Origin of the sequence: Bradyrhizobium sp. CIR48 (assembly GCF_014198315.1) — a bacterium.
GTDB lineage: Bacteria > Pseudomonadota > Alphaproteobacteria > Rhizobiales > Xanthobacteraceae > Bradyrhizobium.
On sequence record NZ_JACIHG010000022.1, the window covers coordinates 1 to 13,121 of the forward strand.

The window sequence follows — 13,121 nt, forward strand, 5'->3', positions numbered from 1 at the left end:
TGCGCGCCCCCCCCCCCCCCCCCCCCCCCCCCGCGCCCCCCCCCCCCCCCCCCCCCCCCCCCCCCCCCCCCCCCCCCCCCCCCCCCCCCCCCCCCCCCCCCCCCCCCCCCCCCCTCCGCGAGTCCAACCATCAGCGACCTCGCGGAGACTCCCCCTCACCCCGACCCTCTCCCCGCAAGCGGGGAGAGGGAGAGGAAGGAGGGGAACATGTCCAACCTATTCGATCTTCTGGTCGCGGGACTGGCCACCGGCGCGATCTATGCGCTGGTCGCGGTCGGCTTCACGCTGCTGTGGCAGACTTCGCAGACCATCAATTTCGCGCAAGGCGAGTTCGTGATGCTGCCGGCGTTCCTGATGCTGGCGGCGATGCATGCCGGCGCGCCGTTCTGGCTCGCGATCATCCTCGGCATCCTCTTGTCGATGATCCTGCTCGGGCTCGCTTTCAAGATGCTGCTGGTCGATCCGATGATGCGCCATGGCGTGCTGCCGCTGGCGATCGCGACCATGGCGCTCGCGATCGGCCTCAAGGAAGCCGTCAAGCAGTTCTTCAGCGCCGAGGCCTCGCCCTTTCCCTCGATCGTGCCGACCGGTGACATCTCCATCCTCGGACACGCGGTCTCGCTGCAAAGCATCGGCGTCCTGGCCGTTGCCATCGTTGCCGTGTTCGGCTTGACCGCCCTTCTCAACCGCACCTCGCTCGGCCACCAGATGCAGGCGGCGGCGCAGAACCCAACGGTCGCGCGCATCATCGGCGTGCCCGTGGAGCGGATGATCCTGCTGACGTTCCTGATCAACGCCTTCCTGGTCGCGCTGGCGTCGCTTTTGATCACACCGATTTACCTCGCAAAATTCTCCTCCGGCGAGGTGCTGGGACAGGCGGCTTTCATCGCGGCGATCGTCGGCGGCTTCAACCAGGTCCGCGGCGCGATCGCCGGCGGCCTTTTGATCGGCGTGCTCGACAATCTCGCGGCCGCCTATGTCTCGACGCAGTACCGCGCCGCCGTGCCGATGATCTTCCTGATCGTCGTCATCCTGTTCCGGCCGCAAGGGCTGCTGGGCCGCGCCGAGGAGCGCACGGTATGAGCAGCTTTGCCAAGCCCCTGAAGATCGCGCTCGGCCTCATTGTCATCGCCGGCCTGATCATCGTTCCCATGAACTTCAACCGCTACGGCCTGTTCATCCTGAGCCAATGGGCGGTGATGACCATCGCCGCGATGGGGCTGAACCTCACGCTCGGCTATGCCGGCCAGGTCTCGCTGGCGCAGGGCGCGTTCGTCGGCATCGGCGCCTATGCGGCGGCGATCATGACCACCCATGGCTGGCCGCTGCCGGCGGCGATCCTGGTCGCGATCGTGCTCAGCTTCGCGGTCGGCTGGGTGCTCGGCTATCCCGCGCTGCGCGTGCAGCATCACTACCTCGCCTTCGTCACCCTGGCCTTCTCCACCCTCGCCTTCCTCGTGTTCCGCAACGAGAGCTGGCTCACCGGCGGCATCTACGGCATCTCCAACATCCCGCGTCCGCATATCTTCGGTTTCGCGACCAACAAGCCGCTGCCGTTCTACTATGTCTGCCTCGGCTCGCTCGCGATCGTGTCGCTGGCGGTGTGGTGGCTGATCCGCTCGCCCTGGGGCCGCGCCTTCATGGCGCTGCGCGAGAATCCGCTGCGCGCGCAATCGCTCGGCATCGACACAAGGCGCTACACGCTGATGGCGTTCGCGATCGGCTCGGCGCTCGGCGGCGTCGCCGGCGCGCTCTATGCGCCGCTGACGCAATACATCGACCCCGTGCCGTTCAACCTGTCGCTCTCGCTCGACCTCCTGATGATGGTGATCGTCGGCGGCGCGGGCTTCTATTTCGGTCCCTTCCTCGGCGCGATGATCGCGGTGCTGCTGCCGGAATGGCTGCGCTTCACCGAAGGCTATTATCTGATGCTCTACGCGGTGGCGGTGATGCTGCTACTGATCTGGTCGCCGACCGGCATTCTGGGAATCCTCGACCGCTATCTCGCCGAACGCCGGACCAAGGCGGCCTCCGCGCTGCGCGCCGTCGCAAAATCCCGCCTGGAGACGGTGCAATGAGTGCGGTGCTCGAAGTCACCGATATCAAGAAGAACTTTGGCGGTATCAGCGCCGTCGACGGTGTCTCCTTCGACGTGCGCGAGGGCGAGATCCTCGGCCTGATCGGTCCGAACGGCTGCGGCAAGTCCACGCTGTTCAACTGCATCCTCGGCCAGCTCACGCCGTCGGGCGGTGAGGTCAGGCTCGACGGCAAGCTCGTCACGGGCCTCCGACCGTCCGAGCTCAACAAGTTAGGGGTCAGCCGCACCTTCCAGCTGCTGCAGGTGTTTCCAAAGCTCTCGGTGCGCGAGAACCTCATCCTCGCGGGCCAGGAGCACCAGGGCAACATGGCCTCGCGCCTGGTCGGCCGCTCCGATGCCGGGTTGACCGAGACTGCCAACCAAATGATCGGCTTCTTCAAGCTTGACCATCTCGCCGACGAGCCGGCCGGCGCATTGTCCTATGGCCAGCAAAAACTGCTCGACGCCGCCATGGCCTTCATGGGCGGCCCGCGCCTGGTGCTGCTCGACGAGCCCGCCGGCGGCGTCAACCCGTCGATGCTGGCGGACCTGAAGGACCGCCTGGTCGCGATCAACCGCGAGAAGAACGCCACCTTCGTCGTGATCGAGCACAACATGGAGTTCGTGATGTCGCTGTGCTCGCGCGTGATGGTGATGGCGGAAGGCAAGGTGCTGGCGATGGGACGGCCCGACGAGGTCCGCAAGAACCCCGCCGTGATCGAAGCCTATCTCGGACATTGAGGAGCCGATCATGAGCGAGCCAATCCTCTCGGTTCACAATCTCGTCGGCGGCTACGGCAAGATGACGATCCTGAACGGCACGAATTTCGCCGTGCCGCAGGCGACCATCACCACGATCATCGGCCCGAACGGCGCCGGCAAGTCCACCGTGTTCAAGGCGATCTTCAGCCTGTTGAAGCTGCGCGAGGGCAAGATCAGCTTTGCCGGCCGCGACGTCACTAATTTGAGCCAGCGCGCGCTGCTCAATGCCGGCATCTGCTACGTGCCGCAGGGCCGCAACATCTTCCCCGAGCTGTCGGTGCGCCACAATATCGAGCTCGGCGGCGTCGCCGCAGGCAAAGGCCTCGACCTGCCCAGGCGGATCGAGGCGGCCCTCGATCTGTTCCCCGCATTGCGCCGCAAATCGACGCAGCAGGCGTCCACGCTATCAGGCGGCGAGCAGAAGCAGCTCGAGATTGCCCGCTCGCTGCTGCTCGAGCCAAAACTGGTGCTGATCGACGAACCCTCGATCGGCCTGTCGCCGCTGATGGTGCAGCAGACCTTCGACATCCTCAAGAGCCTGCGCGACCGTGGTGTCACCATCCTGATGATCGAGCAGAACGCGCGCTCGGCGCTGGAGATCTCCGACATCGGCATCGTGCTCGAGCTCGGCCAGACCCGCATGGTCGACGACGCCAAACGCATCCTGAACGATCCGCGCATCGGCCAGCTCTTCCTCGGCGGTGCCATGGAGGAGAGCGCGGCATGAGCGGGCGTATGCGCATCGCCGTCGCCGGCGCCGGCCTGATCGGCCGCCGCCACATTGAACTGATCCAGTCCTCCGGGGATTGCGTGCTGGCCGGCATTGCCGACCCCTCGCCTGCGGCCAGGGAATTTGCGCAAGCACGCAACGCGCCCTGGTACGCCGATCACCGCGCATTGCTGGAGCAGGAAAAGCCCGATGGCCTGATCATCGCCTCGCCCAACGCGTTGCATCTTCAGATGGCGCTCGACTGCGTGGAGGCCGACGTGCCCGCGCTGATCGAGAAGCCGGTGACCGACAGCGTCGCGGCGGCACGTCGTCTCTGCGAGGCAGCCAAGCGCAGCGGCGTGCCGATGCTGGTCGGCCACCATCGCCGTCACAATCCCATCATCAAGGCCGCGCGCGAGGCCGTCGTGGCCGGCAAGCTCGGCCAGCTCACCGCCGTGGCCGGGCTGTGGCTGCTGAAGAAGCCCGACGATTACTTCGCGATTGCCTGGCGGCGCGAGCACGGCGGCGGGCCGCTGCTGATCAACCTGATCCACGACATCGACAATCTCCGCTTCATTTGCGGCGAGATCGCCGAGGTGCAGGCGCTGACGTCGAACATGGTGCGCGGCTTTGCCGTCGAGGACACGGCCGCGCTGCTGCTGCGCTTCGCCAATGGCGCGCTCGGAACCATGACGGTCTCCGACGCGACGCCCGCACCGTGGAGCTGGGAGCTGACCTCGGGCGAGAACGCCGCGTATCCGAAGCAGGATCAGCCCTGCTACATCCTCGCCGGCACGGGCGGCTCGCTGTCGGTGCCGAATATGGAGCTGTGGTCCTATCCACAAAATCCCGGCTGGCACGTACCGCTGGTTCGCGCGCCCGTCGCACTCTCCGCTTACGATCCACTCGTTGAACAGCTCCGGCATTTCCTGGCGGTGATCGCAGGCCGCGAACAGCCTCTGATTCCGGTCGAGGATGCGACAGCGACACTCGCCGTCGTCGAAGCCGTCAGCGAAGCGGCACGCACGGGCCAAAAAATCTCACCGGGGCGGATCATGGTGCAGGCAACATGAACAAGCGCTCGATCGCAACCGTCTCCCTCTCAGGCGCCCTCGACGAGAAGCTCCGCGCCATCGCATCGGCCGGGTTCGACGGGGTCGAGATCTTCGAGAACGATCTGCTGTCGTTCGGCGCCGGCCCACGCGACATCGCAAAGCTCTGCCGCGATCTTAACCTGAAGATCTGCGCGTTCCAGCCGTTCCGCGATTTCGAAGGCATGCCCGAGCCGCAGCGCGCGCGCAACTTTGCCCGCGCGGAACGCAAGTTCGATCTGATGCAGGAGCTCGGCACCGATCTGCTGCTGATCTGCTCCAACGTCTCGCCCGCCTCGCTCGGCGGCATCGATCGTGCTGCGGACGATTTTCGTGAGCTCGGCGAGCGCGCCACCAAGCGCGGCTTGCGCGTCGGCTACGAGGCCTTGGCCTGGGGACGCCATGTCAACGACTATCGCGACGCCTGGGAGATCGTGCGCCGCGCCGATCATCCCGCGATTGGCGTCATCCTCGACAGCTTTCATGCCCTGGCACCGGGCTTTCCGACCCGTGCGATGGCCTCGATCCCCGGCGACAAGATTTTTCTGGTCCAGCTTGCCGACGCGCCGAAGCTCGATCTCGATATCCTGTCGTGGAGCCGGCACTTCCGCTCCTTCCCCGGCCAGGGCGATCTGCCGGTCGGCGAGTTCATGGCGGCGATCGCAGCAACCGGCTATGCCGGACCGCTGTCGCTGGAGATCTTCAACGACCAGTTCCGCGCCGGCTCGGCCGCGCAGACCGCGCTCGACGGCCTGCGCTCGCTGATCCTGCTGGAAGACCAGCTTGCGCCGGATTGGCCGAGATTCGCCGCCGAGCCGCTGGCGCCGAAAGCGAAGAGCCGCGGCACCGGCTTTGTCGAGTTCGCCGTCAACGAGACCAAGGCGGGCGAGCTCGGCCGCCTGTTTGCGCAACTCGGCTTCCGCAAGACCGGCGCGCATCGCAGCAAGGCGGTGGAGCGCTGGTCACAGGGCAAGGTCGAGCTCGTCATCAACAGCGAGACCGACGGGTTCGCGCATTCGCATTATGTGACGCACGGGCCCGGCGTCTGCGCGATTGCGCTCGATGTCGACAATGCCGGCCTTGCCATGCATCGCGCCGAGATGCTGAAGGCGCGCACCTTCTACCAGCCGGTCGGACCGGGCGAACTCGAAATCCCGGCGATCCACGGCGTTGGCGGCAGCCTGCTGTATTTCCTGGACCAGGCCGGCAAGAACTGGGACACGGATTTCGAACCTGTTGCGATCGACGAAGGCGCGGACGCGCTGCTCGCGGTCGATCACATCGCGCAGTCGATGCCCTATGACGAGATGCTGTCCTGGCTGTTGTTCTACACCGGCATCCTCGACCTCAAGCGCCTGCCGCAGATGGAGATCGCCGATCCCCGAGGCCTCGTGCAGAGCCAGGCCATCATCAACGCCGACCAGAGCCTGTGCTTCGTGCTCAACGGCTCCTCCGCCAACCGGACGTTGCCGGCACGTTTCATCTCGGAGTTCTTCGGCTCGGGCGTGCAGCACGTCGCGTTCTCGTGCCGGGACATCTTTGCGACGGTCGCGGAGATGCGCAGGCGCGGCGCCGATTTCCTGGATATCCCCGCCAATTACTACGACGACATCGAGGCCAAATACGACCTCGCACCCGAGCTGATGGCGCAGCTGCGCGCCAACCACATCCTCTACGACCGCGAGGGCGACGGCGAGTTCTTCCAGGTCTACACCCACATTTTCGACGAGCGGTTTTTCTTCGAGATCGTCGAGCGCAGGGATTATCAGGGGTTCGGCGCGGCGAATGCCGGCATCAGGCTAGCAGCCCAGGCCCGCGAAGTGCGGCCCGTCAGCATGCCAAGAGTGTAGGCACTCCTTCCCCTCTTCCCTTGTGCGAGACGGGTGAGGGGTCTCTATCCGTGCGATCAACTCTCGCAGGGAATCTGCGGAGAGATACCCCTCATCCGGCGCTTCGCGCCACCTTCTCCCACAAGGGGAGAAGGGGCAACGTCGCCTGTAGCTACTTCATCTTGCACTTGTCGTGGAAACGATCCTGGTCGTTCTCCACGATGGTCGCGACCGTCTTCAGCGAGAGCTGGCCTTCGGCGTCCTTCACGACGTCCTGGAGATAGAAGCTCTGCACCGGGATGTGGTTCTTGCCGTATTTGAACGCGCCGCGCAGCGACTTGAAGTTGGCCTTCTCCATCTCGGCCTTCATTGCGTCCTTTTTGCTGGTGTCGCCCTTCACCGCGACCACCGCGCTGTTGATGAGCTGGGCGGCGTCATAGGATTGCGCGCCGTAATAGGTCGGGCGCAGGCCGGGATATTTCTTGCGGTAGTCGGCGACGAAGCGCTTGTTCTGCTCGTTCGGGAGGTCGTTGACCCATTCCTGCGCGCCGGGAACGCCGAGCGCGTTCTCCTTCTGCAGCGGCAGCGAGAGCTCGTCGACGGTGAAGGCGGTGTAGAGCGGCATCGTGCTCTTCAAGCCGGCCTGCGCATATTGGTTGAGGAACTGCACGCCGGCGGCGCCCGGATAGAACACGAAGATCGACTCCGCGCCCGAGGCGCGCGCCTTGGAGAGCTCGGCGGAGAAATCGAGCTGGCTCGGCCACACCGTGTATTCCTCGCCCTTGATCTCGCCCTTGAACGTGTTCTTCAGGCCCGCGAGCATGTCCTTGCCGGCCGCGTAGTTCGGCCCGATCAGGAACACGCTCTTGACGCCTTTCTGGTTCATGTAGAGGCCCATCGCCTGCGGCGTCTGGTCGTTCTGCCAGGAGGTCGAGAACACGTAAGGGCTGCACAGCTCGCCGGCGAGCTGCGACGGGCCGGCATTGGCCGAGATCAGGAAGGTCTGCGAGTCGACCGCGGTCTTCAGCGAGGCCAGCAGCACGTTCGACCAGATGTAGCCGACGATGAAATCGACCTTGTCCGACTGCACCAGCTTCTCGGTCTTCTGCTTGCCGACATCGGGCTTCTGCCCGTCATCCTCGTAGATGACCTCGACCGGCTTGCCGTCCATCTTGCGGCCGATGTGGTCCAGCGCGAGCTCGAAGGAGTTGCGCATGTCGTTGCCGATCACGGCGGTCGGGCCGCTGAAGGTCGAAACGAAACCGATCTTGATGGTGTCACCGGCGAAAGCCGGGCTCGCCAGCACCAGCGCCGCTGCGCCCGCCAGCCAGAATGCCGTCCTCATAACCACTCCCCTCCTTATTATCGGTCCCGGAAAACGGGGTGATCGCCGCCCCGGGCCTGTCTCTATTGAACGCAAAATCTGTCGCGCCGCCAATGGCTCAGCGGCCGCTGCTGCACCATATTTCGCCCCAATCGGCGATGGCAAGAAATATAATTCTACTCACTTCGACCAACCCTGCGGCGCTTTTTCGCGCCCGATCGATACATCCGGCCTATGCGGCGATTGATGACAGCTATTGGACCGCAGTGTCCGATCCGCACTTAAATGGGAGTGTGGAGCAGCGAGATTCGAGGGCACATCATGACCACGACACCGCATCGCGTCGTCATCGTCGGCGCCGGCTTCGGCGGGCTGGAGACGACCTACCGGCTTGCGGGTGCGCCGGTCGAGATCACGCTGATCGACCGCCGCAATCATCATCTGTTCCAGCCGCTGCTGTACCAGGTCGCGACCGCCTCGCTCGCGACCAGCGAGATCGCCTGGCCGATCCGCCACCTGATGCGAGACAGGCCCGAGGTGACGACGCTGTTCGCGACCGTCAGCGGCGTCGATGCGGCAAGGCGCTGCGTGCTGATCGACGACGGCAGCGAGGTGCCTTACGACACGCTGGTGCTCGCCACCGGCGCGCGGCACGCCTATTTCGGCCACGACGAATGGGAGCAGTTCGCACCTGGCTTGAAGACGCTTGAGGACGGCACTACGCTGCGCCGCCATATCCTGGTGGCGTTCGAGCGGGCCGAGCGCGAGACCGATCCAGCCAAGCGCGCCGCGCGGCTGACCTTCGTCATCGTCGGCGCCGGCCCGACCGGCGTCGAGCTCGCCGGCACCATTGCCGAGATGGCGCGCCACACGCTGCCCGGCGATTTCCGTAACATCGACACGACCAAGGCGCGCGTGGTGCTGATCGAGGCGGGGCCCCGCGTGCTCGCAGGCTTTGCCGACGACCTCTCGGCCTATGCGCAGGCCTCGCTGGAGAAGATCGGCGTCGAGGTCGTGCTGGGACAGGCCGTCACCGAAATCAATCGTGAGGGCGTGGTGTTCGGGGGCAAGCTGCTCGAGGCAAAGACCCGAATCTGGGCGGCCGGCGTGCGCGCCTCACCCGCCGCAGAATGGCTGGACGCGCCGGCCGATCGTGCTGGCCGCGTACAGGTCAAGGACGATCTGAGCATCCCTGATCATCCCGAGATCTTTGCGATCGGCGACACCGTCTTGATCAATGCCTGGGAGGGCAAGCCGGTGCCCGGCATCGCGCCGGCCGCCAAGCAGCAGGGCCGTCACGTCGCCGAAACGATCAAGGCGCGGCTGCGCGGAGAGCCGACTGGCCCATTCCGCTACAAGCACTCCGGCAGCCTCGCGCAAATCGGCAAGCGGCTTGCGGTGATCGACTTCGGCCGCATCAAGCTGCGCGGCACCATCGCATGGTGGATCTGGGGTATCGCCCACATCTACTTCCTGATCGGCCTGCGCCACCGGCTCAGTGTTGCGCTCAGCTGGCTGTGGATCTACGCGCGGGATCAGCGCGCGGCGAGATTGATCACGCAGGGATCAAGCAAGGTGGTGTAGCCTTCTTCCTTCTCCCCTTGTGGGAGAAGGTGGCGCGAAGCGCCGGATGAGGGGTATGTGTCCACTCGCACGACCGCTCGTGAAGAGAGAGACCCCTCACCCGGCTTCGCTTTGCGAAGCCACCCTCGCCCACAAGGGGAGAGGGTGCAGCGGTGCCCTTCGCTAAATTCACTTCACCAGCTCACATCCACCCTCCGCCAGCGGCCGAAACGCCTGCTCCGCGGGAATCGTCGAGACCAGCTTGTAATAATCGTACGGATATTTCGACTCCTCCGGCTTCTTCACCTCGAACAGGTACATCGGATGCACGACCCGGCCGTCCTGGCGGATGGTGGTGTCGCCGAACAATTTGTCCTTGCCTCTGAACTTCTTCATCTCGGGCACGGCCTCCTTGGCATTGTCGCTGCCGGTCGCGGCGACCGCGTTGAGGTAAGCGAGCGTCGAGGCATAGACGCCGGCCTGGTTTCCGCTCGGCATCTTGCCGTTCATGCCAGGCCGCGCGGCGAAGCGTTTTGCAAACGCGCGGGTGTCGTCGTTCATGTCCCAGTAGAAGGCTTCCATGAGCTGGAGGCCCTGCGCGACCTTGATGCCCATGCCGTGAACGTCGTTGATGAAGAGCAGGAAGGCGACGAGCTTCTGGCCGTTCTGCTGGATGCCGAACTCGGCGGCCTGCTTCACCGCGTTGATGGTGTCACCGCCGGCATTGGCGAGGCCGATCACCTGCGCCTTCGAGCTTTGCGCCTGCAACAGGAAGGAGGCGAAGTCGGAGGTGCCGAGTGGATGCTTGGAGGAGCCCAGCACCTTGCCGCCGTGTCCTTCGATGTATTTCTGCGCCTCCGCTTCGATGCCCTTGCCGAGCGCGTAGTCGACCGTGAGGAAATACCAGTCCTTGCCGCCGCGCGACATCATCGCGGCCGCCGTGGTGTTGCCGGTGGCCCAGGCGTCGTTGACCCATTGGATGGTGTTGGGCGAGCAGGCCTTGCCGGTGAGATCGGAGCTTGCGGTCGACGACGCCAGGAAGGTCATGCGGCTGTCGCGCAGCAGCGTGTTGATGGAGAGGCCTACGGCCGAGTTCGGCACGTCGACGATGGCATCGACGCCCTCGACATCGAGCCATTTGCGCGCGATGGCGTTGCCGACATCAGCCTTGTTCTGATGGTCGGCATAGACGATCTCGACCTTGATGTTCTTGCCGCCGCCGTTGAAATCCTCCGCGGCCATGCGCGCGGCTTCCACCGAGCCCATGCCGTTGGTATCCTGGAAGATGCCGGAGATGTCGTTGAGCACGCCGACGCGCACGACATTGTCCGAGATCTCGGCGCTCGCCGCGCCGGTCACCAGGCTCGCGGCCAGCGCAAGCGTCCATTTCAGATGTTTCATTCTTCCCTCCCCAGTTTGATGGTTTGCCGCGCCGGTCGTTGCCGGCGCGTCGAGACTCAGACCTGCCGCTCCGGCAGCTTCACCACGAGCCCGTCGAGCTCCGGCGTGATCTTGATCTGGCATGACAGCCGGCTGTTGGGCAGCCGCTCGCTCGCAGTGCCGTCGAGCAGCGCATCCTCATCGTCGGCCATGCCGGGCAGACGCGCGAGCCAGCTCTCGTCGACATAGACATGGCAGGTCGCGCACATGGCGTTGCCGCCGCACTCGGCCAGAATGCCGTCGAGGCCGAGTCGAGTCGCCGCCTGCATAGCGCTCTCGCCGTCCGCGGTCTCGACGCGCTCGGACTTGCCGTCGGGATGGATGAAAGTGATGGCGGGCATCAAAGCTCCTGGTCAGGCCGGGGTGATGGTGACGGGCAGGCTATCGAGCCCGCGCAGCGTGTTGTTGAAGCGGCGCTTCGGCTCGCCCGTGATCTCGATCTTCGCGATGCGCCGGGCCAGCGCCGTCAGCATCACCTCACCTTCGAGGCGGGCGACGAGCTGGCCGACGCACATATGGATGCCCGAGCCGAAGCCGACATGACCGGAAGTGCGGCGGGTGATGTCGTAACTATCAGGCTCGTCCCAGCGTCTGGGATCGCGATTGGCGGCGGCGAGAAACATCAGCACTTTCTCGCCCTCGCCGATCGTCGCGCCTGAGAGCTCGACCTCCCGCGTGGTGGTGCGGAAGAAGGTCTGCACCGGGCTTTCGAACCGCACGGCCTCCTCGAAGGCGTTGCGCGCCAGCGTCAGATCAGCGCGCAGGCGCTGCCACTGGTCGGGGAAGCGCGCGAGGCAATAGACGGCGGCACCGATGCCGTTGACGGTGGTGTCGAGACCGGCCGACAGCAGCGAACGCACCAGCAGTGGTGCCTCGGTCGCGGTGATCTCGCCGGCGTCGACGCGGGCGTGGATACAAGCACCGAAGCCGCCGGGCGCGAGGTTGTCGCGCTGGCATTGCTCGGCAACATAGGCCTGGTGCGGCGTCGAGCGCGCGATCGCCTCCTGGCGCAACTGGTTGGGCGGGCCGAACGCGTTGAACACGACGCTCGCGTAGGGGATCAGATGCTCGCGCCCCTCCGCCTTCAGGCCCAGCGCATCCGGAAAGATCGAGAGCGGATAGGCCTCGGCGAGATCGGTGATCGCATCGAAGCTGCGCTTGTCCAGCAGTGCGTTCACGCGCTCCTCCGCCGCGGCGGCAAAGCGATCGCGCACCTGCTTCATCACGGTCGGCGACAGCACCTTCGACAGCACGGCGCGGGTGCGGGTGTGCGCAGGCGGATCGGCCTCGAGGATCAGGCTCGGCGGCCGCCACGGCGTCTCCTTCTTGAAGTCGGACAGGCCGACGCCGCGGCTGGAGCAGAAGGTCGCGGGATCGTTCAGTACCGCATGGACCTCGGCATAGCGCGCCACGCCATAGACGTTCCACTTGTCGAGATAGACCACCGGTCCGGCCTCCCGCAGCCGCTGATGCGTCGGATAAGGATCGGCGAAAAAATTCATGTCGAAGGGATCGACGTCGAGATGCGGGACGGCCGCAGAGCCTGTCGATGCAGGGCTGCCGGATGCGGTCATGGGAGACCTCCCTCATTTTGATCTTGTGAAAGCGCGGCGCATGCCTTTAGGTCGGTGGCCTCACCGCGAGACAGAACGCCGACATGCCTGCGCCTTCGACCAGACCCCGCCACAAGCCTGCGCCCGCAGAGGCCGGACCGACGCTCGATCTCGAGCGCTACGTCCCGGCCTTCGTCACCTTCATCGCCAACAAGCTCTCGAATAGCGCGACCGCATTCTATCAGCGCGAGTTCGGCGTCAACGTCACGGAATGGCGGGTCATGTCGCTGCTGGCGATCGAGCCCGGCATTCCGGCCTCGCGCATCTGTCACGTCATCGGCTTCGACAAGGGGCCCGTGAGCCGGACGCTGGCGGGCCTCGAGAAGCGCGGGCTGATCTCGATCCGCACCGACCCGAACGACGGCCGCACCCATTCGATTTCCCTGACGGCGAGGGGCCGCGCCACCCATGACAAGGTGATCGCCGCCGCGCTCGAACGCGAGCGGCGACTGTTGTCCTGCCTCAACAAGGACGAGCGCGAGGTGCTGATCGGCCTGCTCCGCCGGCTGCACGAGAATCTCGGCGCGGTCACCGGCGGCACCGAGACCTGACGGGGCGCGCTTCCGGCACCGTCCTCCGTCATGTCCAGGCATGCGCCGGCGCTTGCCGACGGCACCGTTCGGGCCGAGCATCGTTTCCTCCAGGATCAGACGCGGCGGTTTTCCCGCCGTCGTCGCTCTCTGGAACGGTTCGCATAAATTAGTTGCTTAGGC

Annotated in this window: 12 protein-coding genes; 8 read left to right on the top strand and 4 right to left on the bottom strand. The window is 65.4% G+C overall.

Annotation, left to right across the window (positions count from 1 at the left end; translation table 11 throughout):
• Nucleotides 1-207: 207 nt before the first annotated feature.
• Genes GGD66_RS40045 through GGD66_RS40070 form a run of 6 tightly spaced genes read left to right on the top strand, consistent with a single transcriptional unit; the run spans nt 208 to nt 6,489 of the window.
• Nucleotides 208-1,083 (top strand): branched-chain amino acid ABC transporter permease, encoded by an 876-nt coding sequence (locus tag GGD66_RS40045; protein WP_018316870.1) that lies wholly within the window; start codon nt 208-210, stop codon nt 1,081-1,083.
• Nucleotides 1,080-2,078 carry a branched-chain amino acid ABC transporter permease gene (locus GGD66_RS40050; RefSeq protein ID WP_018316869.1) on the top strand — a complete coding sequence of 333 codons (999 nt, stop codon included), beginning with the start codon at nt 1,080-1,082 and terminating at the stop codon, nt 2,076-2,078. The genes GGD66_RS40045 and GGD66_RS40050 overlap by 4 nt, the downstream gene beginning before the upstream one ends.
• Nucleotides 2,075-2,818 carry an ABC transporter ATP-binding protein gene (locus tag GGD66_RS40055; protein ID WP_183262053.1) on the top strand — a complete coding sequence of 248 codons (744 nt, stop codon included), beginning with the start codon at nt 2,075-2,077 and terminating at the stop codon, nt 2,816-2,818. The genes GGD66_RS40050 and GGD66_RS40055 overlap by 4 nt, the downstream gene beginning before the upstream one ends.
• A 10-nt stretch (nt 2,819-2,828) precedes the next feature.
• Entirely contained in the window at nt 2,829-3,566 is a 738-nt protein-coding gene (locus tag GGD66_RS40060; RefSeq protein ID WP_183262055.1) for an ABC transporter ATP-binding protein, read from the top strand.
• Nucleotides 3,563-4,621, top strand: a complete 1,059-nt coding sequence (locus tag GGD66_RS40065; protein ID WP_183262057.1) for a Gfo/Idh/MocA family protein — start codon at nt 3,563-3,565, stop codon at nt 4,619-4,621. Before GGD66_RS40060 ends, GGD66_RS40065 begins: the two co-directional genes overlap by 4 nt.
• On the top strand, nt 4,618-6,489 hold the full coding sequence (locus GGD66_RS40070) for a bifunctional sugar phosphate isomerase/epimerase/4-hydroxyphenylpyruvate dioxygenase family protein (protein WP_183262059.1): 1,872 nt from the start codon (nt 4,618-4,620) through the stop codon (nt 6,487-6,489). The genes GGD66_RS40065 and GGD66_RS40070 overlap by 4 nt, the downstream gene beginning before the upstream one ends.
• A 151-nt stretch (nt 6,490-6,640) precedes the next feature.
• Here GGD66_RS40070 and GGD66_RS40075 read toward each other — a convergent pair whose 3' ends face one another.
• Entirely contained in the window at nt 6,641-7,813 is a 1,173-nt protein-coding gene (locus GGD66_RS40075; RefSeq protein ID WP_183262062.1) for an ABC transporter substrate-binding protein, read from the bottom strand.
• 300 nt (nt 7,814-8,113) lie between these two features.
• Here GGD66_RS40075 and GGD66_RS40080 point away from each other — a divergent pair, with 300 nt between their 5' ends.
• Complete coding sequence (locus GGD66_RS40080; protein WP_183262064.1) at nt 8,114-9,376, top strand: NAD(P)/FAD-dependent oxidoreductase; 1,263 nt, start codon at nt 8,114-8,116, stop codon at nt 9,374-9,376.
• A gap of 168 nt (nt 9,377-9,544) precedes the next feature.
• Here GGD66_RS40080 and GGD66_RS40085 read toward each other — a convergent pair whose 3' ends face one another.
• From GGD66_RS40085 to GGD66_RS40095, 3 genes are read right to left on the bottom strand one after another with little or no spacing between them, the layout of a single operon-like run.
• Complete coding sequence (locus GGD66_RS40085; protein WP_183262066.1) at nt 9,545-10,756, bottom strand: ABC transporter substrate-binding protein; 1,212 nt, start codon at nt 10,754-10,756, stop codon at nt 9,545-9,547.
• Nucleotides 10,757-10,812: 56 nt separating this feature from the next.
• Entirely contained in the window at nt 10,813-11,136 is a 324-nt protein-coding gene (locus GGD66_RS40090) for a 2Fe-2S iron-sulfur cluster-binding protein (RefSeq protein ID WP_183262068.1), read from the bottom strand.
• A 12-nt stretch (nt 11,137-11,148) separates the two neighbouring features.
• A complete protein-coding gene (locus GGD66_RS40095) occupies nt 11,149-12,369 on the bottom strand; it encodes a cytochrome P450 (RefSeq protein ID WP_183230907.1) in 1,221 nt (406 codons plus the stop codon).
• A gap of 83 nt (nt 12,370-12,452) precedes the next feature.
• Between GGD66_RS40095 and GGD66_RS40100 the strand changes: the two genes are divergently transcribed.
• Entirely contained in the window at nt 12,453-12,959 is a 507-nt protein-coding gene (locus GGD66_RS40100) for a MarR family winged helix-turn-helix transcriptional regulator (RefSeq protein WP_018316859.1), read from the top strand.
• Nucleotides 12,960-13,121: the final 162 nt, after the last annotated feature.

Coding starts and splice junctions, on each gene's coding strand:
- GGD66_RS40100 (WP_018316859.1), top strand. CDS start 12,453: ATGCCTGCGCCTTCGACCAGACCCCGCCACAAGCCTGCGCCCGCAGAG.
- GGD66_RS40095 (WP_183230907.1), bottom strand. CDS start 12,369: ATGACCGCATCCGGCAGCCCTGCATCGACAGGCTCTGCGGCCGTCCCG.
- GGD66_RS40045 (WP_018316870.1), top strand. CDS start 208: ATGTCCAACCTATTCGATCTTCTGGTCGCGGGACTGGCCACCGGCGCG.
- GGD66_RS40070 (WP_183262059.1), top strand. CDS start 4,618: ATGAACAAGCGCTCGATCGCAACCGTCTCCCTCTCAGGCGCCCTCGAC.
- GGD66_RS40080 (WP_183262064.1), top strand. CDS start 8,114: ATGACCACGACACCGCATCGCGTCGTCATCGTCGGCGCCGGCTTCGGC.
- GGD66_RS40075 (WP_183262062.1), bottom strand. CDS start 7,813: ATGAGGACGGCATTCTGGCTGGCGGGCGCAGCGGCGCTGGTGCTGGCG.
- GGD66_RS40050 (WP_018316869.1), top strand. CDS start 1,080: ATGAGCAGCTTTGCCAAGCCCCTGAAGATCGCGCTCGGCCTCATTGTC.
- GGD66_RS40065 (WP_183262057.1), top strand. CDS start 3,563: ATGAGCGGGCGTATGCGCATCGCCGTCGCCGGCGCCGGCCTGATCGGC.
- GGD66_RS40060 (WP_183262055.1), top strand. CDS start 2,829: ATGAGCGAGCCAATCCTCTCGGTTCACAATCTCGTCGGCGGCTACGGC.
- GGD66_RS40085 (WP_183262066.1), bottom strand. CDS start 10,756: ATGAAACATCTGAAATGGACGCTTGCGCTGGCCGCGAGCCTGGTGACC.
- GGD66_RS40055 (WP_183262053.1), top strand. CDS start 2,075: ATGAGTGCGGTGCTCGAAGTCACCGATATCAAGAAGAACTTTGGCGGT.
- GGD66_RS40090 (WP_183262068.1), bottom strand. CDS start 11,136: ATGCCCGCCATCACTTTCATCCATCCCGACGGCAAGTCCGAGCGCGTC.